Annotated in this window: 26 protein-coding genes; 1 reads left to right on the top strand and 25 read right to left on the bottom strand. The window is 38.6% G+C overall.

Annotated features, from left to right (window positions below):
- Positions 1 to 31: 31 nt before the first annotated feature.
- From spoIIIAF to N3I35_02740, 24 genes are all read right to left on the bottom strand, one after another.
- Complete coding sequence (gene spoIIIAF, locus N3I35_02855) at positions 32 to 652, bottom strand: stage III sporulation protein AF (protein ID MCX8129022.1); 621 nt, start codon at positions 650 to 652, stop codon at positions 32 to 34.
- 11 nt (positions 653 to 663) lie between these two features.
- Positions 664 to 1,899, bottom strand: a complete 1,236-nt coding sequence (gene spoIIIAE / locus N3I35_02850; protein ID MCX8129021.1) for a stage III sporulation protein AE — start codon at positions 1,897 to 1,899, stop codon at positions 664 to 666.
- Between the two features lie 16 nt (positions 1,900 to 1,915).
- Positions 1,916 to 2,302, bottom strand: a complete 387-nt coding sequence (spoIIIAD, locus tag N3I35_02845; protein MCX8129020.1) for a stage III sporulation protein AD — start codon at positions 2,300 to 2,302, stop codon at positions 1,916 to 1,918.
- 15 nt (positions 2,303 to 2,317) lie between these two features.
- Positions 2,318 to 2,512, bottom strand: coding sequence for a stage III sporulation protein AC (spoIIIAC, locus tag N3I35_02840; GenBank protein MCX8129019.1), 195 nt, complete (start codon positions 2,510 to 2,512; stop codon positions 2,318 to 2,320).
- Positions 2,513 to 2,607: 95 nt separating this feature from the next.
- A complete protein-coding gene (gene spoIIIAB, locus N3I35_02835; protein ID MCX8129018.1) occupies positions 2,608 to 3,129 on the bottom strand; it encodes a stage III sporulation protein SpoIIIAB in 522 nt (173 codons plus the stop codon).
- Positions 3,126 to 4,127, bottom strand: a complete 1,002-nt coding sequence (spoIIIAA, locus tag N3I35_02830) for a stage III sporulation protein AA (GenBank protein MCX8129017.1) — start codon at positions 4,125 to 4,127, stop codon at positions 3,126 to 3,128. Before spoIIIAA ends, spoIIIAB begins: the two co-directional genes overlap by 4 nt.
- 202 nt (positions 4,128 to 4,329) lie before the next feature.
- A complete protein-coding gene (locus tag N3I35_02825; GenBank protein ID MCX8129016.1) occupies positions 4,330 to 4,989 on the bottom strand; it encodes a thiamine diphosphokinase in 660 nt (219 codons plus the stop codon).
- Positions 4,982 to 5,353 (bottom strand): response regulator, encoded by a 372-nt coding sequence (locus tag N3I35_02820; GenBank protein ID MCX8129015.1) that lies wholly within the window; start codon positions 5,351 to 5,353, stop codon positions 4,982 to 4,984. The genes N3I35_02825 and N3I35_02820 overlap by 8 nt, the downstream gene beginning before the upstream one ends.
- A gap of 10 nt (positions 5,354 to 5,363) precedes the next feature.
- Positions 5,364 to 6,029: a ribulose-phosphate 3-epimerase gene (rpe, locus tag N3I35_02815; protein MCX8129014.1), complete on the bottom strand. Its 666-nt coding sequence runs from the start codon at positions 6,027 to 6,029 to the stop codon at positions 5,364 to 5,366.
- Positions 6,026 to 6,940, bottom strand: coding sequence for a ribosome small subunit-dependent GTPase A (gene rsgA / locus N3I35_02810; protein ID MCX8129013.1), 915 nt, complete (start codon positions 6,938 to 6,940; stop codon positions 6,026 to 6,028). Before rsgA ends, rpe begins: the two co-directional genes overlap by 4 nt.
- 18 nt (positions 6,941 to 6,958) lie before the next feature.
- Positions 6,959 to 8,896, bottom strand: a complete 1,938-nt coding sequence (pknB, locus tag N3I35_02805; GenBank protein MCX8129012.1) for a Stk1 family PASTA domain-containing Ser/Thr kinase — start codon at positions 8,894 to 8,896, stop codon at positions 6,959 to 6,961.
- Positions 8,897 to 8,976: 80 nt separating this feature from the next.
- On the bottom strand, positions 8,977 to 9,720 hold the full coding sequence (locus N3I35_02800; GenBank protein ID MCX8129011.1) for a Stp1/IreP family PP2C-type Ser/Thr phosphatase: 744 nt from the start codon (positions 9,718 to 9,720) through the stop codon (positions 8,977 to 8,979).
- A gap of 192 nt (positions 9,721 to 9,912) precedes the next feature.
- Positions 9,913 to 10,947, bottom strand: coding sequence for a 23S rRNA (adenine(2503)-C(2))-methyltransferase RlmN (rlmN, locus tag N3I35_02795; GenBank protein MCX8129010.1), 1,035 nt, complete (start codon positions 10,945 to 10,947; stop codon positions 9,913 to 9,915).
- Between the two features lie 27 nt (positions 10,948 to 10,974).
- Positions 10,975 to 12,327 (bottom strand): 16S rRNA (cytosine(967)-C(5))-methyltransferase RsmB, encoded by a 1,353-nt coding sequence (gene rsmB, locus N3I35_02790; protein ID MCX8129009.1) that lies wholly within the window; start codon positions 12,325 to 12,327, stop codon positions 10,975 to 10,977.
- A gap of 60 nt (positions 12,328 to 12,387) precedes the next feature.
- Entirely contained in the window at positions 12,388 to 13,080 is a 693-nt protein-coding gene (locus N3I35_02785; protein MCX8129008.1) for a zinc metallopeptidase, read from the bottom strand.
- A gap of 60 nt (positions 13,081 to 13,140) precedes the next feature.
- Entirely contained in the window at positions 13,141 to 13,683 is a 543-nt protein-coding gene (locus N3I35_02780) for a DUF116 domain-containing protein (protein ID MCX8129007.1), read from the bottom strand.
- A gap of 235 nt (positions 13,684 to 13,918) precedes the next feature.
- The gene (gene fmt / locus N3I35_02775; GenBank protein MCX8129006.1) at positions 13,919 to 14,851 is read right to left on the bottom strand and encodes a methionyl-tRNA formyltransferase; all 933 of its coding nucleotides are present in this window, start codon (positions 14,849 to 14,851) and stop codon (positions 13,919 to 13,921) included.
- A gap of 32 nt (positions 14,852 to 14,883) precedes the next feature.
- On the bottom strand, positions 14,884 to 15,357 hold the full coding sequence (gene def, locus N3I35_02770; GenBank protein ID MCX8129005.1) for a peptide deformylase: 474 nt from the start codon (positions 15,355 to 15,357) through the stop codon (positions 14,884 to 14,886).
- A 160-nt stretch (positions 15,358 to 15,517) separates the two neighbouring features.
- The gene (priA, locus tag N3I35_02765; GenBank protein MCX8129004.1) at positions 15,518 to 17,983 is read right to left on the bottom strand and encodes a primosomal protein N'; all 2,466 of its coding nucleotides are present in this window, start codon (positions 17,981 to 17,983) and stop codon (positions 15,518 to 15,520) included.
- A gap of 115 nt (positions 17,984 to 18,098) precedes the next feature.
- A complete protein-coding gene (locus N3I35_02760) occupies positions 18,099 to 18,512 on the bottom strand; it encodes a hypothetical protein (protein MCX8129003.1) in 414 nt (137 codons plus the stop codon).
- 114 nt (positions 18,513 to 18,626) lie between these two features.
- On the bottom strand, positions 18,627 to 19,586 hold the full coding sequence (locus N3I35_02755) for a polyprenyl synthetase family protein (protein ID MCX8129002.1): 960 nt from the start codon (positions 19,584 to 19,586) through the stop codon (positions 18,627 to 18,629).
- A gap of 54 nt (positions 19,587 to 19,640) precedes the next feature.
- A complete protein-coding gene (locus N3I35_02750; protein ID MCX8129001.1) occupies positions 19,641 to 20,153 on the bottom strand; it encodes a Gx transporter family protein in 513 nt (170 codons plus the stop codon).
- A 52-nt stretch (positions 20,154 to 20,205) separates the two neighbouring features.
- Positions 20,206 to 20,580 carry a NusG domain II-containing protein gene (locus N3I35_02745; protein ID MCX8129000.1) on the bottom strand — a complete coding sequence of 125 codons (375 nt, stop codon included), beginning with the start codon at positions 20,578 to 20,580 and terminating at the stop codon, positions 20,206 to 20,208.
- On the bottom strand, positions 20,564 to 21,625 hold the full coding sequence (locus N3I35_02740; GenBank protein ID MCX8128999.1) for an FAD:protein FMN transferase: 1,062 nt from the start codon (positions 21,623 to 21,625) through the stop codon (positions 20,564 to 20,566). The genes N3I35_02745 and N3I35_02740 overlap by 17 nt, the downstream gene beginning before the upstream one ends.
- Positions 21,626 to 21,874: 249 nt before the next feature.
- Between N3I35_02740 and N3I35_02735 the strand changes: the two genes are divergently transcribed.
- A complete protein-coding gene (locus N3I35_02735) occupies positions 21,875 to 23,647 on the top strand; it encodes an FAD-dependent oxidoreductase (GenBank protein MCX8128998.1) in 1,773 nt (590 codons plus the stop codon).
- Positions 23,648 to 23,703: 56 nt separating this feature from the next.
- Here N3I35_02735 and N3I35_02730 read toward each other — a convergent pair whose 3' ends face one another.
- Positions 23,704 to 24,372 (bottom strand): single-stranded DNA-binding protein, encoded by a 669-nt coding sequence (locus N3I35_02730; protein MCX8128997.1) that lies wholly within the window; start codon positions 24,370 to 24,372, stop codon positions 23,704 to 23,706.
- Positions 24,373 to 24,432: the final 60 nt, after the last annotated feature.

Below are 24,432 nucleotides of genomic sequence, written 5' to 3'. Positions count from 1 at the left end.
AATTATCCAGTGTGTCTTTAAATTTGCCGTCTCATCTGTTTTCCTGCACAGTAATTACAACATTCTCCTTTTCCAGTCCAAATATCTTATTTACTCTGCTTTCTATCTGTTTTTTAGTTTCTCCGTCAACCGGTACACTAGTTTTTTCCGCCTCCTCCCCCATTTTTATCTGAATTCTCCCTACTTTTGCCACCGGCTTTATAGCTTCATTTTTTTCACCAGGAACGAGAACAAAATATGCTCTTTTTATTTCTCCGAAGCTTTTCGAATTTATATCCTCGTTTATTAATACATCCGCCTTGACGCCTGAAACGCCTTTGATATCTGCAGTACAGTCTTCCAACTGCCCGATAAGTTTTTTTCTGTAGGCTTTGATAATTTGTTTTGTCTGACTCTCATTTAAGATTTTGCTGCTTGTTTCTATTTCCTGTTTGTCAATAAAATTACTGTCAGATATTCTGATATCTTTTAGATCCACCCCCTTATCGAATATTCCCAGAAGCGGGTTTAGTATTGCTACTAAAAGTATGAAGCCTGAAACCAGGCTAATAAACTTTTTGGTTTTCCCTGAAGGTGTGAGAATTTCAATAAGTACAATGAAAATAACTAACGTCACCACATTAAAAACCCATGAGCGTATAAAATCAACCATTTGCCTCCCCCTTATCTGATCATTGTACTTATGTTGCTTGCGCTTATTATTACAGTTATGGAAATAAGAAACATGAAAGATACTGCTGCAACCAGACCGAAAATAAAGGTCAGTGAGCCGGCCATTTCATTTATACAATTGGTAATCCGCTTTTCTGCAATGGGTTCTATAAGAATACAAGTAATTCTGTATAAGAGCAGTAATACAAAAATTTTTAGGAGCGGTACGATGCAAATGGCTATTATGCCTATCATAGTCGCAATACCCGCAGCATTTTTTATTAATAAAGTACAACCAACAACCGCATCTGCTGCATCTGCCAGGTATTTTCCGGCTACAGGAATCAATGCTCCGATTGCAAATTTTGCTGTCTTGCTTGTAACCCCATCTACTACTGCCCCCAGCGAACCCTGTATCGATATCACTCCTATGAATACTGTAAGTATCAGTCCAAGAGCCCATCCACTGACTTGTTTCAAAAATTGTGCCAGCCTGGATACCTGAATCTTGTCCGAAATATTGTCAACTACAGATAATATTACTGAAAGAAAAATCAATGGAAGAAAAACATTACGGATTACCGTTGCCGATATCTCAACAATCACAATCAATATCGGCTGGAAAATACCCGCTGAAGTAAAATTTCCGCCTGAAACCAGGAGGGTTATCAGTACGGGTATTGAGGCGTGCATGAAACTTACCATTTTGTCAATTATATCCCTGCCTAGATCCAAAGCTGTATCAAGGCTGATAATCATTACCGATACAAGTACTATATAGCAGGCATAAAAAGCAAGTTCCCCGACACTTTCACTGAGGAATGATGTTTGCAGATTCCGTAGGATAGCACAGAAGATTACCAAAATAATAAGTTTGATCAATACATCCACATTAAAGTATAGTTCTTTAAAGACATATTTCATTATGGCATTGAAAAAGCCGGAAAAACTGAACTCAAACTTCCCTTTTAGTGCATCACTCACAATTCTCTGCGGATCATAATCAGGTATTATCTCTCTTACTCCCTCATTTGAGTGTTTGTTCATCTCTCCTTGAATCTTTTCAATATTACTGCTTTCCACCTGCTGGTCAAGAATTTCACCAGTTATGCCAGAATCGTTAACCTGAGACTTTTCTGCTTCAGATTGTTCTTCAGCATATGTCAAAGATACCATTAATATGAATGTGGTTAGTAACATAACCACAAAAACAAGTAACCTGAATCGTCTTTTGTATCTATTAACCATTTTACCCACCCTTATCTTATGGCATTATTTTTATGATAAGATCCAGCAGTGAAGTTATTATTGGTACAGCAATTACAATAATGATGACTTTTGCTGCCAGTTCTATTTTAGATGCTATTGAGCTCTCTCCCGCATCCTTGCATACTTCAGCTCCGAACTCCGCGATATATGCTATTCCAATAATTTTCAGCAATGTAGTAAAGTATTCAAAATCGATATGTGCTTTTCTGGTATAACTGTCCAGGAGTCCTATAACAGCAGAGATTTTTCCGGCAATAAGAACAAAAACAATTACGCCTGTTATTATGCTGACCTGGACTGCCATTTCCGGTTTTTGTGCCTTCAATACTACTATCAGTACAGAAGCAACTATACCTAACCCAACAATCTGTAGTATTTCCACTTTTATCCCCCGTTCTTAAAATTGAAAGAGTGTTCTGACAGTATTGAACAGTCCTACAATCTCTTTTGCAACCATAGCAAGAACAACAAGCAGCCCGGTTATAGTAGTCATCATTGCAATTTCCTCCCTGCCTGATCTGATCAGCACTTGATTCAATATGGCAACCAATATGCCTATTGCCGCTATTCTGAAAATCAAATCTATCCCCATAACCTCATCTGTCCCCTCACTTTTATCAATACTAATCTTTATTTCTATAGACCCTGGTTTTATACCCATAATTATAGAATTTTACTTTCCGTCATCTAAACTAAAACTATTACAATTGTCAGACCCCCAAGCACACCAAGGGTTTTATACAGGGTCTCATATTTCTTTTTTGCTTCCTCTGCCTTATATTCCTGTAGCTTTAATTGGTTTACGGTCATCTCGATATTTTTTATCTGCCCCTCCACATCTGAACTACCAAGCATTCTGCCGAAGGAGACAAGGATTTCTTCATCCTCCCTGTTTAGCGAAGTTTTCCCTATGGAATTTTTTACAGCCTTTTCCCAAGCATCTGATGCATTCAAGCTTTTTTCATTTTTCAGAATTTCAACTGTATTTCTGAAAAAATCTGCTGCTTGAGATTTATTGCTTCTACTGATCTTTTCAAAGGCATCAGAAAGTATATTGGATAAAAAAATTATCTCATTTTCAAACATTTTAAGCATTGTCTGTAAAGCTCTTAATTCCTGCGGCCTTTTTGAACAGTCTCTTGAAAATGAATATCCTAGGAAAGATGAAGCCAGTATTATGATCAGACTGCCTATAACCTTAAGTATCATAATGTATCTCTCCCATAAATCATTTTCATTGAGTTCCCCTCAATAATCTCCTCAAGAGTTCCCGGCCCTTTTGCACGGCTAAGTACAATATATCTCTCAAATATCCCTTCTTCAATAAGACTCAGCACTTCCTGGCGGGTCTTCAATTCAGATATGTTGTATCCATGGGCTGTGGTAATTATTTTAATACCTGCATTTATTACTTTCATTACAGCTTCCTTATCACCCTGATTGCCTATTTCATCTGTTATCATTACCTGAGGAGACATTGACCGCAGCATCATGGACATACCCACAGTTTTAGGACAGCCGTCAAGCACATCCGTCCTCACTCCTACATTGTTTTGAGGTATTCCCCTATAACAGGCGGCAATTTCAGATCGTTCGTCCACAATCCCTACTTTCAGACCCTTGAAACTAAGCGTCCCATCACTGATAGTCCTGGCAATATCCCTTAATATGGTTGTCTTTCCGCACTGGGGAGGTGAAACAATCAACGTGTTATATACACTTTTGTTACTATCCAATATGAATCTGATTATTCCGGAAGAACATCCTGAAATTTCTTTTGAAAGCCTTATATTCATACCTGATATGTCTTTAATATTCTTTACATAATTCCCTTCAATAACAGCTTTGCCACAAATACCCACTCTATGTCCGCCCTTTAACGTTATAAAACCACTTCTTATTTCCTCCTGATACGCGTAAATAGAATTCTCACTCATAAGTTCCAGAGTTTTAACAATATCTTCTTGTCCAACAATATAAGGGTTATCTGCTTTTTCAGTCAGTTTCCCATCCTTGTCTACAAACCAATCGATATTTGATCCTTGTATCATCAAAGGCTTCTCCGCCCGTAAACGGATTTCTTCAAAGCAGTCTGTCTTATTCTGGTTTATTTGTGTTAGAATACTTCGGATATTATATGAAAGGAAGGGCAAAATATCCTTTTCTACAGATGATTGATTTTTAAAATTTTTTTCCTTTGTATTCAAAATAATTCCCCCTTTGTCTTATTTATATAAATATTTAACTTTGTCCAAATTTATGACAGAACTTAATTAACTTTTTATATTTATCTGATAGTTTCTTACATCAAAAAAGGAATGGCTGCTAACAGCCATTCCTTTAGTATGTTTTTATAGGCCCTGACAATTACAGATAATATCTTCCCTTCAAAGCAAAAAAGCAGGAGATTTAATCTCTTGCTTTTATGATCAGCATCAGACCTTTTTTAATTGTTACTTCTGCAATATCATCTGCAAATTCATTACTTACTCCCCAGGTGGAACCCATTTCAATAGTTGCTTCATCTAAGGGGTAGTACAAGCCTTTTGTAGTGACACCTTCAACTTTTTCTGATAATGGAATCAAGGTAACCTTAACGTTTTTCTCTCTTCTTAATTCTATTTTGCCGTCTATCAGCACTATTTCGTTATGCTCATCCACTATAACACCTTTAATGTTCTTTTCATGCAAATGCTTCAGCAAGAAAATATTGGATAATGAGTGATCTGCCCTCGTACCTAATCCGCCGATAATGAGTATTTTTTTGTAGCCCCTGTCAACAGCTACATTTAGGGCTAGTTCTGTATCAGTCATGTCCTTTTCTGCCGGAAATGTCATTATCTCAGTTCCGATCCCCCTGAAAAATCCCATATCTTCTTCATTTATGGAATCAAAATCCCCCAGCATAAGATCAGGCTGTATACCGAATTTACGCAAGTGCATAGCTCCTCCGTCAACCCCGATAACAAATTCTGCTTCAGAAAAGTACTTTTCATAATATGAGTAATCCCTGATACACCCGTTGCATACTATAACTGCTGTCATCTTTTTTCCTATTTTATTACACATGTTCTTCCTTCAGTACCTTATCAATTACATTTATAATCTCATCTGGATAGAAAGGCTTAAAAATGTAGTGTCTTGCACCGTTTTGCAATGCCTCAAATACAACCTGCCCTACTGTACTGGCACTGATTACTACAATTTTTGCATCAGGAAATTCCCTTATAATATCTCTGATAGCCTTAAGACCACCCATTACAGGCATAGTAATATCAATAGTGACCAAATCAGGCTTGTGCTTACGGTATTCTCTGCAAGCCTGTTCACCATCTGTAACTTCAGCTACTATTTCATGTCCTGCTTTTGTCAGTATCTGTTTTAAATTTTTTATAGCAAAATATGAATCGTCAGCCACTAATATCCGTGACATAATGACACCCCTATAAAGACTTTCTAAATGCTATTTCCTTAAGTTCCCTAATAATTTCATAAGTATCGGCAGCATTATAAACTGTAGAGCCCGCCACTATAATATTTGCACCTGCTTCAGTAACTTTATATATATTGGCCAGGTCTATTCCGCCATCTACCTGAATATCTATTTTCAAACCTTTTCTTGTTTTAAGCATCTTTAATTCTTTTACCTTATCAGTCATTCCATTGATATATGTTTGCCCGCCAAACCCTGGATTTACAGTCATAATCAAAACCATATCCAGCTCGCTTATAATCCAATCCAGAGCTGTAAGCGGAGTCCCAGGATTCAATGCAACACATGCCTTCATTCCCCTTTGTTTTATCCGTTGTACAGAGCGGTTTAAATGACGGCTGGCTTCCGCATGGACAGTTATTATATCCGCACCTGCATCAGCAAAGCTGTCTATATATTCGTCAGGCTTTTCTATCATAAGATGCACATCAAAAGGCAATTTTGTTATGTTGCGCAGTGACTTTACTACCGGCGGCCCTATAGTGATATTTGGTACAAAATGTCCATCCATAACATCTATATGTATCATATCTGCCCCGGCAGCTTCCACTTTCTTTATTTCTTCCCCTAGCTTAGAAAAATCTGCCGCCAGGATTGATGGTGCGATTTTTATCATTTTCGACACTTCCCTTGTTGTTTATTTCCTTTTCCTCTATATAACCTATTTTCTTTTAGCAGATTATAAAGCGTTATGTAGCGCTCATATCTTCCCCTATCTATGATATTGTCATCAACTGCCTGTTTCACCAGGCAATCCGGCTCACTTATGTGACTGCAGCCTGTAAATCTGCATCTGTTTATAAACTGAGAAAACTCAGGGTAGTAAAGCTCAAGGTCTATATGCTCAATCTCAGTCAGTTCAAAAGAACTGAATCCAGGAGTATCTACTATATAACCTCCTGAACTTAATTCAACCAGCTCTGCGTGACGTGTAGTATGTTTTCCTCTTTCAATTTTCTGGCTGACATCTCCAGTCTGCATGATACTACTCTTCATAAGCCTGTTAAGAATTGTAGATTTTCCCACACCTGACTGTCCTGCAAAGACAGTGATTTTACCTTTGAGGATTTTTAAAAGCTCCTCATATCCTTCATTTGCTTTTGAACTTGATTTTATTACCTCGTACCCGGCTTTTTTATAGGACTCCATAAATTCCAAATATTCCTTGCTTTCATCCAGATCAATCTTATTAAGGCATATAACTGTCGATATGCCCTTCAATTCTGCGGTAATAAGGAGCTTATCCAGTAAAACAAGGTCAGGAGCCGGAGATTTTGCTGCTACAACGACTATCATCTGGTTAACATTTGAAACTGCAGGTCTCACCAGCTCGGTTTCTCTGGGGAGTATTTCATCTATACTGCCTTTGCTGCCGGTTTTATCAATTACTATAGAAACTTTATCCCCAGGAAGAGGTGTCAGATTTTCTTTTCTGAATATTCCCCTTGCTTTACATTCATATATTCCTTCATCGGTCTTAACATAATAAAAACCGCCAATTCCTTTTATAATAGTACCTGTTGGCAAAATAATACCTCCGGTAGATTAACGCATAGTAAACTCTGAAGGAGGCTTGTCATCCAGGTGTAACACTACCTTGGTAGACCCTCCCGCAGGAATGGGTATTTGCAAATCAAAGGGAAACTCACTCTTGTTTTTTTCCTGATTGAATATAACCTTTGGCGTACCAGTGTCAGAAGGAGTAATCTCAATCAACACTCTCACCCTGTCTTTGTATTCATCAGGATTTGGCAAGCTTATGGAGAATACCTGCTGTGTATCTTGTGAGCCGGTATCGGTTTCAAAATAGATATCTACGGCATCCCCTTCCTTTGCTGTCGAGTCGGCAGTAGGGTTCTGCTTGACTATTTTCGCTTCAAAATTACTTCCCTCCTCAGGAAAAGTATCCCCTATGGCAAGCTTTGCACCCAGAAGAAGTCTTATCGCTTCTTTCTGTGTCCTCCCAATCAGATTAGGGACCTTAGTTAGTTTTTCTTCGGGGCCTTTACTGACATATACCGTTACTGTATCGCCCTTTCTGACTTCACCATCCGGACCGGGGTTTGACCTTGTTACTCTGCCTTCAGCTATTGTATCACTGTTTTCCAGAACTTCTGTGTATTCAAGCCCCATAGTTTGCAGATCGGTTTCAACATCCCTCGGATCCTTCCCCTTGAAATCCGATAGTTTTATAAGATCAGGACCTTTACTTACAACAAATTCGATCTTGTGAAAGCCATCTACCTTCAATGGTGTATCCTTATCCGGACTTTGGGAGATGATTAACCCTTTTTCTATACTTTCACTGGCTTCTTCCTTTATAATAATATCCTTTATACCTGCCTCAATTAACTTTGATTCGACAGTTTCAATGTTTTGTCCTACATAATATTCCATTTTAAAATTATTCTTCTCACTATCACCGGTAACTACAGGCATAACTATCTTATAGCCGATAACGATAAAAATTACCATAATAATGACAGAAGTAATCCCCGCAAGCCAATAGGTCAGTTTATCGTCTTTTTTCCCTTTTTTTGCAGTTTCCTCTACCCTATCTTTGATCAGATATTCTTCCTTCTTAATAAGATTTTCCTCGCTAATGGCTTGAACGCGCCTTGTAGGGGAGCTTTCAATACTATTCTCTACAACAAACCCTCCTAAAGGCTCTTTCAGAACCTTATACAGATCGCCTAAAAACTCTGAAGCACTCTGGTAACGTTTATTTTGGTCTTTCTTAATTGCCTTCATAATAATTTCATTGACACCAATAGGTATGCCTGCATCAATACCTACGGGCTGAACTGCCTCGTCCTGTATATGCTTCAATGCAATTGCAACAGGAGTTTCCCCGTCAAAAGGAACTCTTCCTGTTACCATTTCATACAAAGCTATTCCCATTGAGTAAAGATCAGACTTTTCATCAATAAAACCGCCTCTTGCCTGCTCAGGTGAAAAATAGTGAACTGAACCGATCGTGCTCCCTACCATTGTAATTGTAGAAGATGAAACAGCCCTTGCTATACCGAAGTCAGTTACTTTTGCAATACCTTCCCTTGTAAGTAGGATATTATGTGGCTTTATGTCCCTGTGCACTATATGATTTCTATGCGCTGTCTCTATTGCCGAGCAAATCTGTATGGATATATTGACTGCTTCTTTCCAGCCTAGTACACCCTTCTGCTGTATATACTCCTTAAGAGTAATACCGTCAATATATTCCATTATGATATAGTGAACATCTCCATCATGTCCTACATCATAAATAGAAACTATGTTGGGATGTGATAAACTCGCTGCTGACTGAGCTTCTATACGAAACCTTTTTACAAATTCTTCATCATTTGTAAATTCAGGCCTAAGGATTTTCACTGCAACATATCTGTTAAGCAGCTGGCATTTAGCTTTATAAACTAAAGCCATTCCGCCGCCACCGATCTTCTCCATCAATTCATATCTATTTCCCAGAATTTGACCTTCCATAATAATTAACCTCCGGTTCGGCTATAGGATATAGGCTGGAAGTAAAGTGAAACAGTTCCGGTTTCCTTTGCCTATTTCCATTAATCGTTCTTAATCAAAATAACAGTAATATTATCTTCACCGCCATTTTTATTAGCTGCATCCACCAGTTTCTCACATACTGCAGCAGGTTCATCGTTAGCTTTTACTATTTCCATTATTTCGTCATCATCCAACATGTTTGAAAGTCCGTCTGTACACAAAATAAAAGTATCATCACTCATTATGTCGGCTATATAAGTATCTACCTGTATATCTTCAGAACATCCAAGCGCTCTTGTAATAATATTTTTTTTGGGGTGATTTTCCGCTTCTTCTCTTGTTAATGTTCCGCTTTTGATTAATTCTTCTATAAAAGAGTGGTCTGTAGTTAAACGCTCTATTCTGTTTTCTCTGATCAGGTATACCCTGCTGTCACCTACATGACCAATATACATCTTCTTCTGATATACAAGTGCTGTAATGAGGGTTGTACCCATTCCAAAATTATCTTCATGCTCCTGTGAAGCTTTATATACATCTGCATTTGCCTTCTCCATAAATCCTTTAATTGTTTCGGCAATATCGGAATTCTCAAAATCTTTAGAGATATTCATGACACTGTTACTGATATATTCTACAGCCATTTTACTTGCTATTTCGCCGGAATTATGTCCCCCCATGCCATCGGCAATAATAAAGGCAACAGGTATCTCGGAGTAGCCTGCAATAATGTTGTAGCTATCTTCATTTATCTCTCTTACCATTCCCTTGTCACTTTTAACCCCAAATCGCAAAAATATCACTCCTGAATATCAGATGATAAATACAAAAGAAATACTAACCACTCAATACTAATTATATACAAAATCTATTTAAAGAGAATATAGTTTTTATACTCAACAAAGTATGTCAATCTCCTTTAATAATAAAGAAATTTTGCCAAGCCACATACCCTCTGCTTATAGCAAAACCCTGTATATACTAAATTTTATTTATTAACTGTTTGTACGGCTTCTTCTGAGCTGCCCGCATGCTGCATTAATATCACTTCCTAGTTCGCGTCTTACAGTTGCTTCTATGCCATTATTCTCCAAAACAGACCTGAACTGTTCTATCTGCTTCCTGTTACTCTTTCTCATATCAATCCCTGTGACCGTGTTCACTGGAATAAGATTGACATGGCATAATATGCCTTTTATCCTTTTTGCCAGTTCACAGGCGTTATCCCTGGAATCATTAATACCCTGAATCAATGCGTATTCAAAGGTTATTCTCCTCTTTGTCGCCTCTGTATATATCTTACATGCTTCAATTATTTTGTCAATAGAGTACTTTTTATTTATAGGCATAATATTTTCCCGTATCTCGTCGTTTGGCGCGTGAAGAGAAATAGACAGGGTAATAGGAATATTTTCCTTTGATAGCTTCAGTATTTCCGGAACAAGACCGCATGTTGAAATCGAAATGTGTCTGAATCCAATATTTATTCCTTCCTGATGGTTTACCAGCCTCAAAAATTTAAGGACATTTTCATAATTATCCAGAGGTTCGCCAATACCCATCATAACTATATTGCCGATCCTTTTTCCGGTATCAGTCTGTATGGTCAAAATCTGCCCCAAAAGTTCTCCTGCAGTCAGGTGCCTGTCAAAACCTATACCTGTCGACGCGCAAAACCTGCAACCCATACGGCATCCTATTTGTGAAGATATACAGGCAGTATAACCGTGTTTATACTCCATCAGTACACTTTCGATAACATTTCTGTCGTCAAGCTCGAAAAGATATTTTATCGTGCCATCTATTTCCGATACAAGCTTTTGATGCACTTTCAACATGCTAATATACGCTTTTTCCTTTAACGCTTCTCTTAATTCCTTTGAAAGGTTTGACATACTGTCAATTTCTGTTACACCCTTATGTAACCACTGAAAAATCTGTTTTGCCCTGAATCTCTGTTGACCCATTTCTGTCAGTAACCTTTCAAGTTCTTCAATTGAACAGTCAAGAAGGTTTATTCTCCCTTCCATATTTCATCTCCTTTTATTCGTTTATTACTATTTCACCCTTACGAGCTTTGCAATAAAAAATCCGTCAATACCGTCCACATTAGGATACAGTTGGACAAAACCCTTATTGGAATCCGGTTTTCTCAATTTGTCAGGAAGCAGATCGGCTATATCAGCAAGAGCAAATTTATCATTTTTCTTGAGAAAGCTTTTCACCATATGTTCATTCTCTTCCGGAACGATAGTACATGTGCTGTATACTAACGCCCCCCCTGGTTTTACATATTGACTGGAGACATCCAGTATCTTTTCCTGCAGCTTCACGATTTCCTTTGTATCCCCCAGATTTCTAGCCCATTTTATATCAGGTTTTCGTCTGATAATTCCCAAACCGGTACAGGGTGCATCAACCAATACTCTGTCTGCTTTTTCAACATAAGTACTGTCCAGCTCGGATGCATCAAAAATATCCGCCTTGATTATTTCTATTCCCAGCCGTCTTGCAGCATCACTAATCATCTTAATTTTGTGCTCATGAATATCCCTTGAAACAATCACACCTTTATTTTGCATAAGCTCGGCAATGTGTGTAGACTTTCCTCCGGGAGCACTACACACATCCATTACCAATTCACCGGGTTTCGGATCAAGAATTTTTCCTACAAGCATGGAGCTTTCATCCTGAACCTGGAACCATCCGTTACTAAAGGTCTCCAGTCTGGTCAATGCCGAAGGGTTGTTTATTATGACAGCCTCATCTGCATATTTTCCGTTTTGGCATTCCATGCCTTCATTTTTCAGGCCTTCAAGCAGTTGTTCCTTCGAAACCTTCAAAGTGTTCACACGGACTGTCAAATCGGGAACACTGTTATTACTGACTAAAAGACTCTCTGTAAACTCGGCACCAAACAAATTCAGCCACTCATCAACCAGCCATTCGGGATGAGAGTACCTGACTGCCAGATATTTTATCTTGTCTTTCTCCGGATCGGGATAGTTAATACTTTTTTTGTTCCGTGCAATATTTCTGAGCACACCGTTTACATATCTGCTGGAAGCTGCATGTCCAAATCTTTTGGACAGGGTTACACTTTCATTGCATGCAGCAGATTCCGGTATTTTATCGGTATACATCAGCTGATAAACTCCAAGCCTTAATATATTCAGTATCCATGGAGAAATCTTTTTAAGCTTCACGCTAGAAAATTGTTCAATAATCCAGTCAATGGACAATTTCCACTTCAGTGTTCCATAGACAAGTTCAGTAATAAAACTCCTGTCAATACTCCTAATTTCAGCACTTTCCAGATATTTATTCAACGTTATATTGGAGTAGGCACCTTTTTCATTTACTTCGTATATAATTTTTAGAGCCGTCTCCCTTGCAAAATCTACTACCATAATTCTCTCACTTTTCTATAATAAATTAATAACTTGACCTGTTTCCGATTGTCATCCTGTTCAGTCCCTACTTCTGCTGTTTGCCAGAAGTACCAGTCTCAGCAAACTTGCTATGGCAACCGCCGCTGAAGCCACGTATGTCATGGCTGCAGCATTTAGAACCTTTCTTGCCGGTCCGATTTCTCCTATACTTAAAAGACCTGTAGTCTCAAGGGATTTTATAGCTCTGGTACTTGCGTTGAATTCCACAGGAAGAGTAACCAGGTAGAAAGCAACAGCTATAGTAAACAGGATTATTCCCCCATACAACATTAAGTCAGAGCCAAATACCAGACCTACTACTGCGAGTGTAGGTCCTATGGATGAACCTATTCCGGCTGCAGGGACCAAAGTGCTTCTTAAAGCAAGCGGCCCATACCCCAGCTTGTGTTGTATTGCATGCCCTGTTTCGTGAGCAGCAACACCAATAGCTGCTACTGAAGTACTGGAATAAACTGTTTCTGACAGCCTGACCACTTTTGTTCTTGGATCATAATGGTCTGTCAATTCACCTCTTACCGGTTCTACAGCAACATGGTACAACCCGTTTCTATCGAGTAGGCTTCTTGCAATATCTGCGCCTGTTAAACCTCTTGTATTACCTATCCTTCTATATTTATTGAATGTACTCTTAACCTTGAACTGGGCATATAAGGAGAACAAAAAAGCAGGTATTACAAGAATTATATATGGATCAAGACCATACCCAAACATAAAACAACCTCCTTATTTTAGTTTTCTAGTTTTTCCCACATACACCTGATAATGTTTTAGTCAGTGTAACAGCTCGTCTTGCGGAACCTTCTTACTTTGCTCCAGCATATTATTCAATGTACTTATAACCAAACTTGTATTTACTTTTGTATCTATACAAGGCCCGTTCGGTCTGTCGTTTATAATACCGAACACAGGAATACCGCTTATATCAGATATCCCGCTTGTCAGATCTCTTTCACAGGCAACAGAAAGCAGGACTTTCGGTTTTTTGGTATTTACTATATTTCTTGCTGCAGTCCCACCTGTTACAATCTCAGTTTTAACTCCCAATTCTTCAGTAGCTTTGGCAATTTCCCCAATACAGCATCTTCCGCATCTTTTACATTTGGAAATATCTCCTGCCACCTTGTATCCACAATCAGAATTCTGTAAGCAATGAGGGAGTATAACAAGTATCTCTTCAGGTTTATATTTTCTGTTTTGGGACTTGCGTACAATCATATTATTCAATTCAATATACAACTGTCTTATAGTATCTTTATTACCGCTAAAAATTCCCGCAATATAAATAACAGAAGGCATAAGCGCCTTCAGTCCCATATTTGCCATCCATAATAACAGCCTGTTGGATTTCCTCGTCTTGTACATATAAAGTATACACAAAACAGAGCAAACAATTAAAAGCATTATTATTATTGTCAATGCTATTAAAATTAATAATATATAATTATAGGTGTTTAAAGTAGAATAACGGTAAAAACAAACAAAAAATACAGTTGCCGCAGAAAAAAGCAATATTAAAAAAAATGATAGTCTTAAAAATGTTCTTAGACTTTTATCCAAGTACCTCACCCAAATCTAATTTATGACCACGAATATAGTCTCCAACCTTCATCCTCTTCCCGGAATCAAGCTGAATTTCCAGTATCTTTATCAGACCCCTCCCCGTAAATACAATCAAACCGTTTTTCCCAACTTCTTGAATCGTTCCAGGTTTTTGACCGGCTGTAGAGTCATCTGATACTTCTGTTTTCCACACTCTCACCCTCTCACCACCAAAAAAGGTATATGCTCCAGGCCATGGATTTGTACCTCTTACAAGGTTGTGTATTTCTTTTGAGGATTTTGTCCAGTTAATCAGACCTGTCTCTTTCTGCATCATAGGCGCGTATGTAGCTTCTTCGTTAATTTGAGGTATCCTCTCCAAAGTACCGTCTTCCAGTTTTTTGAGTGTATCCCTAAGTACCTGGGCTCCAATAACTGAAAGTTTGTCATGGAGTTCACCGGCCGTCATATCATCAGTAATTTTTATTCCGCTTTTTAGTAACATATCTCCGGTATCCATTCCGATATCGGTATACATAGTTGTTATACCGGTAACATTCTCACCGTTTATTATTGACCATTGTATCGGAGCTGCTCCCCTGTACTTCGGCAAAAGCGAACCATGTACGTTGATACAGCCCAATGGAGGTATATCGAGTACATTTTGGGGTAGTATTCTGCCATAAGCTACCGTTACCAGCAAATCAGGTTTCAAATCTTCCAGTTCCTTTGCAAATTCTGGTGTTTTCACCTTTACAGGCTGAAAAACTTTTATATTATTCTTAAGAGCATACTCCTTAGTAGGCGGAGCAGCAAGTTTATTGCCTCTTCCCTTCGGTTTATCAGGCTGCGTCACAACTGCAACAACCTCATAACCTTCATTAACAAGCATTTCCAGACTCGGAACTGCAAATTCCGGAGTTCCCATAAAGACTATTCTCATCAGTTCACCTCGTTGTAATACTAAAACAGAATTTATTTTCTATTTGCCAAATCCTCTTTGTTAATAAACCTGACTACTTTATCCTTGAACAATACACCGTCAAGGTGGTCGATTTCATGGCATAAAGCTATTGCAAGGAGCCCAGTTCCTTCTATAACAAATTTCTCTCCTTGTCTGTCAAGTGCTTCAACAACCACTTTCTCAGGTCTTTTCACTTCACCTTGTACATTCGGTATGCTTAAGCAGCCTTCTACTTCCAGTTGTTCGCCTGATTCACTTATGATCTTCGGATTTATCAGTTCTATCAATCCTTCACCTACATCGATTACAGCAATTCTTTTCAGTATGCCGATCTGTGGCGCTGCCAGACCCACCCCGTCAGCCTTATACATGGTTTCCGCCATATCATCCAACAGAGTAAGTACTCTGTTATCTATTGTATCAACCACTTTACAAACCTTTCTTAAAACTTCATCACCGTCTGTCCTTATACTTCTTACTGCCATCTTTATATCCTCCAATTTATTAATATATCAGATAAACACAAATCTTTTTGCTTCACCTATAAATATTATATTCACACAGATTTTTTATACCATTTAAATTCCAATACCTTCTCCGATGCATGTTTGATTATTGCTGACTGTAGTGGAGTATCCCCGCTAATTATAGCATAGAGGTCGGATTAATATCTACACTCATATCTATATTTATCTTGTTTCTTTTCTTATAAAATCTATCAGATACTTCACTCAGCATACCTATAAGTTTATCCATATCCTTACTCTTTAATATAATCCTCCACCGGTACTTATTATTTATCTTAGATATTGGTGCTCTTGAAGGGCCAAGAACAAGTATCCCATTGTCTTTTTCCGCTCCAAGTGCCCTAATATTTTCTCTGACTTCCTTTGCTTTATTAAAAACAGCCCTGTCGTACAAGCCACTTAACATTACCACAGCTATATTTGAAAAAGGCGGGTAATTCAAACTTTCCCTTATCTTGATTTCCTGATTGTAAAACCCCTTATAGTCATGCCTGCATGCTGTAAGTATGCTGAAATCCTCTATATTATAGCTTTGAATGACGACTCTTCCGGGGATTTCTCCCCTCCCGGCACGCCCTGCAACCTGAGTCAGCAACTGAAATGTCCTTTCGGAAGCTCTGTAATCCCCTGTGTTCAGCAGACTGTCTGCCGCAAGCACTCCTACCAATGTTACATTAGGGAAATCATGCCCCTTGGCTATCATCTGTGTACCTATCAAAATATTTATGTTTTGTTCGCGGAAAGTACGAAGTATACTTTCATGTGAGTTCTTGCAGCTTGTGGTGTCCATATCCATCCTAATTACAGAGCACCCGGGAAACTGTTTGCTGATCTCATCCTCAACCCTTTGGGTGCCTGTACCGAAATGCCTTATATAGTTACTCCGGCACTTGGGACAAACTTCAGGATTTCTTGTAGTGAATCCGCAGTAATGACAAATTAGTCTTTCATCATGTGAGTGGTATGTCAAAGATATATTGCAGTTGGGGCAAATAACCGTATAGCCGCAGCTCCTGCATAGTACGAAGGAAGAATAACCCCTTCTGTTTAGAAACAGTATCGTCTGCTGTTTTGCAGCAATATTTTTTTCTATCTCTTCAAGCAGCCTCCTGCTGAATAACGACCTATTTCCATCTTCCAGCTCTTTTCTCATATCAACTATATCAACAGACGGCATATTCATCCTGTTTGCCCTGTCAGTCATTTCAAGCAGTCCTATACCTTCTTCTGAGCCCCAATTCCTGCCTATAGCATTGAAATAGGCATCCACCGAAGGTGTTGCCGAGCCGTAAACTATAACAGCACTATGTTGAATGCATCTTTCTCGAGCAACCTCTTTTGCATTATACTTCGGGGTTGTTTCAGATTTATATGAGCTCTCATGCTCTTCATCGACGATTATCATGCCTAAATCTTCAAAAGGCGCAAAAACGGCAGATCTGGCCCCTACTGCAACCTTTATCCGTCCTCCCTTTATCAGCTTCCATTGATCGTACCGTTCACCCAAAGATAATCTGCTGTGAAGTACTGCCACATCACTTCCAAACCTGCCTTTAAAACGTTCGACCATTTGTGGTGTCAGTGATATTTCCGGCACCAGGACTACAGCCTGCTTTCCCTTTTCCAGACATCTCTGGATCAACTGAAGGTATACCTCGGTTTTTCCGCTTCCTGTGACTCCATGTACTAAAAACTCTCCAAAGCTGCCGGCTTCTATCACCTCGCTGATTCTCCCGATTACTGCATCTTGCTGCGGAGTTGGACATAGCGGACTTGTACTTTCAATCGTTCTGTGCTTCAACGGGTCCCTGTTTATTACTATATCCCTATACCCGATGTACCCATACTTTTTTAAAGTATCCAGTACACTTGCAGATACTCCTGCAAACCTTACAATGTCGGCTACGGCAATAAATTCATTATCGAGCAGCATCTCAAGGATCCTAACCTGCTGGATTCTTTGTATCCTGTTGCTTTCAATCTCTTCAATGACCTCTTCTCTTGGGAGTGCAAGAAATGCAACTCTTACGGTTTTATCACTTACTTTGGCGGTGAATTCTTCAGTAAGTTCAATGCATCCCGATTCTTCCAGCTGCCTTATATATTTATTATAGCTCTTCGAGTCAATTCTTCTTTTAAGTTCTTCATATTCGCATTCTCCTCCCATTTGTCCGAGTTCATCCAGCATCTTTCTGAGATTGCCTTTCAGGCAGTTGTCATCTTTAACCATTCTGACGACACGATTGCTTTTGACACCTATACCCGGTGGCAGCATACATTTTATTGCATCACTGTACGTACAAATATACCTTTCTTTTATCCATCCTGCCAATTTCAGCATCTGTTTGCTAAGAACAGGTTTTTCATCAATGATCTTTTTTATTTCTTTCAGGTTTTTTGTTTCTTCCCTGAAAAATGTATCAACAACATAAGCCTCACGAGAGCTGTTAGCTTTACCGAAAGGTACAATAACCCTCTGTCCCGGTATAATTTTCCCCTCGAAACCCAGTGGTATACTATAGTCGTATTCTTTATCAAACTCCCGTGTTGAATTGCTGATTATAACCGATGCAACCTTATACATTCCGTTCCCTTTCAATTATCCGCCATTTTCATACCAAATAAAGAAAACCACCTTATGACAGGCAGTTTTTCAATATCAGTTGTTCATTCAATCAAAGAATCATTCAAAACATTGTTTATGCTGTAACATACTCTCTTAAGAATTCAGGAATTATTCCTGTTTCACTATTTATACTAAAGTAGAATTTTATATTGTATTTTTCAGAAATCTGCTCAATATTCTTGAAAAATCCTTCCAGAGTATCAACTTTTTGCTTCAGAATATAGGTCAATCCATCGATAAATATGGCATCGATATCGTAATCCTCTGATATGATACCACAAACAAATCCCAGAAAACCGTCAGAGCCAACCAAAGGAAATTCAGATACATTAATGAATCTGACTTCATGTTTCAAATCATACATCAAATGGCTGCTGTCATCGATAAATACAATATCTCCGGAACTCTCCACCGCAAGCTTATTAGCTTCTTCTACAAGGATTTTGGTTTTGCCCATTCCCTTTCTGCCAAAGACAACTTTAACCATAGGTATCCACCCTTTCTTTTTTTAGAAATGAATTTTCAACCTACTTTTCCAATCTTAACCCTCTAAATATAATAATATAATTTATTATATACTATTTCAAGACCAAATTGACCTTTACAGGGCTAGCTCATTTAAAAGTTCCCTCAGTATTTTTTTGTATCTGTTATCGGGAATATTGTCCAAGGCCGTCATTCCCCTGGTAATATACCTGTCCAGGATTTCTCCCGTATACCTAATCCCATCTTCCTTTCTTATTAAGCCGTAAAGTTCAATCAATTCCGTATCTTCTATATTCTCTTTTTTATCTGTCAACCTCTTTATGAAAGCTCTTACTTCACTGTTCTTATTGATTGCATATATGGCAGGCAAGGTAAATATCCCCTTTAAAATATCATGTCCTACCGGCTTCCCTTCGCTTTTTTCATCAGAAAGGAAATCCTTCAGATCATCCTTAATCTGAAAAGCCATTCCATAACAAAAGCCAAATCTGGCCAGATTTCTGACAACCTTTGCAGGGCACTTGGATAAATATGCTCCTACGGCACAAGCAGTGCTAAACAATACGGCTGTTTTCCTGTTAATTCTTTTCAAATAGGACATGACCGACGAATTAACATTATATCTGTCCTGGTATTGGTCTACTTCCCCCTCACAAATAACCTTAATGGCTCTTGCAACAATCTCCATTTGATCTGTGGGTATATCCCTGGACAGCATCAGAACAGCTTTTGTAAAAAGGAAATCGCCGGTATAGATTGCAATATCGCTGCCATACCTGTGTGAAACCGTCTTTTTACTACGTCTGTATTTTGCATGGTCAATGATATCATCATGTACCAACGTCGCTGTATGCAATATCTCGAAAGCTCCTGCCATGGGAATAGACTTTTTGGGATTATACTTGCCAAACTTGGAAGCAATAATGACAAAAGCCGGTCTTAGCCTTTTTCCACCTGCATCGACAAGTTCAGTCACTATGGAATTCAACAGCTTGTTTCTTGAACGAATATTATCCCTGATATATTTCTCTACAACTTCCAGTTCTTTCTCTACTTCCGGATACTCCGCCCACAAGGTAAACCAGCCCCGCTCTCATCATGATTAATTGTTGAAATTCAATAAATAGAATTACTGATTGATAACATTATTCCTTCTTAGTACGGTACATAAAAAGCTGCTGCACAATCCTACGAAACATCCCATTACTACCCCTGATACAAGAAGAACAGGCAGGTATGCTGCTACAGATAAGGTTTTCATCACCAGAATTGCAATTATTATCTGTCCGAGATTATGAGTGACGGCACCGGCAATACTTATGCCAATCAAACTAAAAACCTTTGATAATTTTTTGAATAAAAACGACATAACTATAGTACTTAGTATCCCACCTGTTATACTGAATAGAAAAACTACAAATCCGCCTCCAAATAAGGCTGCTAGGGCACATCTTACCAATACCACCAGCAGTGCATCCTTAAATCCGAAAAACACTATAACCACCAGTGTGACAATATTTGCAAGTCCAAGTTTGATACCGTAAACAAAAGTCGGTACCGGTATCCACGACTCGACCAGGGACAGTACTAGTGCCTGTGATACCATAATAGCCAGTAGTACAAGCTTCTTTGTATTTTTCACGAAATTCTTCTCCTTATTTGTCCGTAACCGGCAGCCGGTTACCTGTTTTCAGCTAGTATGTGACCGCATCAAGTTCTTCGTTGACTCCCTTTATCCTTATCATTGTACGGTTAGGAATACAGACAGCCGAATCTCCTACTTTCGTCAACCAACCTCTTGCCACGCAAACCAGATCAGGGCATGTAGCTTCTTCAAACCTGATTCTGCCTTTTTCAACCGCCACAACCTCATCATACTGTCCCGGAATCTTAATTTTTTCCGGTTTTGTGACACTACTCAGGTCTATTGTGCGGATAACTTCGTTATTGTGGATGATTTCCGCAATTCTGTGCTTACTGCTTTTATCCAGAATATTCATCCCGATAAAACCTGATATTACCAGAAAGGCAATAGATATTACCAGTACTGCATCACCTTTTTTCACCATAGCTATATTCCTTGTTTTTATTATTAAGACTAAACTTATCCTTTAAACCGGAAGTTACAAAAACCTTTTTTTCCTTTGTAATAAAAATTGCATCTACACCATTAAGACTTTCTATCAGTTTCATACCTTTTTCAAGCCCTAATACAAATGTTGCGGTAGATAGTGCGTCAGCCTCTATTGATAAGTCAGCAACTATAGTTGTTCCTATCAGACCCGATTCCGCAGGATAGCCTGTTCTTGGATCTAATATATGATGGTATCTCTTATTGTCTCTTATAAAAAACCTTTCATAGTCTCCTGAACTGACTACAGCTTTATCAGTAGTTTTTATCACACCTATTATTTCTCCGTTTTTTGCCCGTGGATCCTGAACCCCAACTCTCCATTCTGTCCCATCCGGCTTTTTTCCCATGACAATAACATTTCCGCCCAGGTTTATATAGGCAGTGCCAATCCCAAACTCCTTATATATCCTGATCGCCTCATCCCCGGCATAGCCTTTTGCAATTCCCCCCAGATCTACTACCTGTCCTTGCCTCGAAAGCCCGGCAATATTATTTTTTTCATCGGCATTGATTTCATTATATCCTACAAGTTTTATCAACCGGTTTATTTCTCCGTCTGCTGGTATTCTCTCATTGTCAGTGAAAATCCCCCATGCTTTGACTAAAGGCCCTACAGTAACATCAAATGCTCCATCACTCAGCCTGCCAAACTTTTTTGCAGTATTTAAAACATAAATTACATCAGGTGTAAGTTTCACATCACTTTTCCCTGCATTGATGTTCAGTTTATCCGTCTCACTGCCGGGTGCATTTATAGTCATCCTTTTTTCTATTTCTAACATTCTCTCACTTACTCTGTCTATAGCTTTTTGTGCTTCCTCCCCATAGACCTTTTGTGAAATCACAGTCCCCATAAGATAGTCCTGATGCTCAACAGGCTCCATACTTTTTGACGAACACGCAGAAAAACCAAATAAAAGCATACTTAAAATCAAAACAGTTTTTGATACTTTTCCTGAAATCTTATTTCTTGTATCCAATATATCCCGCCATTCTCCAAAGTCAAGTTATTTCTTTACTATATGTATTTTTTACTATAATAAACAGTTTAATTATAAACATTAATGCAACAAATTGAAATAGGATTTTTATACATATTTGTTCAGCAGAATTCAATTCCTTCAGTGAATTTAAAATAGATTTATAGAAAAAATAATGATAAGAAATGTTCTATTTGCATATAGCTTTCCAGGTATGCATAATTCATTGACTTGACAGGAGGAAGAACAATGCCTAAAAAAGTTCTTATATTCGGAGCAGGTTATGCCGGAATCGAAGCAGCATTAGCATTACATAAAAGAAAGAAAAACTCGGACGAAATAGAAATCAGTATAGTTGATAAAAATTCATATCATACTCTGCTTACTGAATTACATGAGGTAGCAGGCAACAGGATTACAGAAGATGGCGTTATAGTACCTCTTCGTGACATATTCAAGTATACAGATGTAAAACTGATTAAAGATGAGATTAAAGATATAGACTTTGACAGCAGAAAACTCATCTCTCTCAATAATACATACCCGTATGACTACCTTGTGATAGCTGCCGGAAGTGAGCCTAACTACTACGGTATCCCTGGTATGGAAGAATTTGCTTTTTCATTGTGGTCATTCAATGATGCCATTAAAATAAGAGAGCACGTCAAAGAGTGCTTCATAAAGGCATCTCAAGAGGAGAATGCAGAGTCCAGAAGGGTATTGCTAACATTTGCTGTAGGTGGGGGCGGTTTTACAGGTGTTGAGATGATAGGTGAGCTTGCACTATGGGTCAAACAACTCTGTAGGGAGTATTCAGTCCAAAGAAATGAGGTCAGGCTTATACTTGTAGAAGCACTTAATACAATACTCAGTAATCTTAAGGAAAAGAGCATCAGAAAAACAGTTGATTATTTATCTAAAAAGCTTAATGTCGAGGTTCTTACAAACTGTCCAATAACCAAAGTTACTGAGAATACAGTCGAACTGAAAAATGGAACTGCTATAAAGACAAATACATTGATTTGGACAGCTGGAGTAAGAGCTGCCTGCATAACAGATGAAATAAGCATCGACAAGGGTAGGACATGCAGAATAACAGTAAACGAGTATACACAGACACAGTATAAGAATGTATATGCAATTGGTGATATTTCAGCATTCGTATCTGAGGGTCATACCTTGCCTGCACTTGTTGAAGGTGCTTTGCAGACCGGTAAGGCAGCAGCGATAAATATTCTAGCTGAAATCAGGGGCAAGGAGAAAGTCAAGCTTGTACCAAAACTCCATGGTGTCATGGTTTCTGTAGGAAGCTTTTTTGCCGTTACAAACCTTATGGGGTATGAGCTGCCAAGGCTTTTTGCCATATTGATGAAGTATCTGGTAAATATACATTACTTATTTGGAATTGGCGGATTTGAATTGGTTATCAAGTATATAAAACATGAATTCTTCAATAAGCAGCAGGAAAAATTCGTGATCGAGAAGCACTATTCCACTAGGACACAAGCTTTCTGGCTTGTACCTGTAAGACTGTTCCTGGGCTACTCCTGGTTGGCGGAAGGTCTGTCAAAATTCAGCGAGGGATGGTTGAACAAAGCAGTACTTGCCGGTACTGCAACAGATGGTAATACAAGTGCATCCGTGTCCGAAACGGGAGAGAAGGTTTTCAGGATAGTATCGGCACATACTCCTTCATGGTATGCATGGATAGCAGATAACATAATAGTTCCTAATGCCCTTTTATTTCAGATACTGATTGTGCTGACCGAAATTGGGCTGGGACTCGCATTTTTGAGCGGTACCTTTACATTTTTGGCTGCAATTGCTGCTTTAGGCCTGAACCTAAATTTTCTGCTTTCTACAGGCTTATACCCGGAAACATGGTGGTATATCCCTGCAGCTCTTTGTATGCTGGGAGGTGCGGGAAGAGCTTTTGGAGTAGATTACTACCTGCTCCCGTACTTAATGAAACAGTGGAGATACATGGTAAGAAACAGGCGGTTAAAGCTTTGGATTAGATAATATCATGCACTGTAACCAAAAAGCCCCTCAACCTTATTTAAGTTTGAGGGGCCTTTTTATGTATCTTCATTTTCTATTTCTTCAGTATATTTATCCTTACCTGTACAAACTTCCATTTTGGAAACTGAAATCTCATAAGCAGTTTTTGTCATCACTTCACCGGATTCCAATCTTTTTTGATATTCCCTGCTCTGAATCCTTCCCCACACCTTTATATTATCTCCTATTTCAAGGTTTTCTGAATACCTGGCATTTCTACCCCAAGCAATACAGGGTATATAGTCCGATTTATTATATGGTCTGTTTACTGCTAATAATATGTCGGTAATCTCCCTCCCGAATGGAGTTGTTCTAAAAATAGGCTTTTTACAAATATAGCCGTTCAAAAAAATCTGATTAGGGTTTTTTATCTTTTTCTCATCTTCAAGAAAAGTTATCTCGCGGGCAAAGACTGTCAGCAGTAATCGATTTCCTTCGTTATTAAAGCTGTTATATGAACGGAATTGACCTTCCACCTCAATAATCTTACCTATCTCCAGTTTTTGCTTTGATATCAAACGCTCTGAAACAGTAACCGGAATCTTGTCACAGCTGTCACTTAGTCTTGGTACATCAAGTAAAAAATAAAAGAAACCCTCTCCATATACTTCATGACTAAACTCTACATCTGAGATAATCTTACCGGAAATGGTCACCATGTTGTTCTCTATGATGTTTCCGACCATCCGTCCCCCACTCTCCTCTCTTAGGCTCATGTATATCTAAAAATTTATCTAGTGTAATAT

The organism is Clostridia bacterium (assembly GCA_026414765.1).
Classification (GTDB): Bacteria; Bacillota; Clostridia; order Acetivibrionales; family DSM-27016; genus SKW86.
The sequence above is the reverse complement of the archived record's forward strand: the minus strand, read 5'-3'. Positions and strand labels throughout refer to the sequence as shown.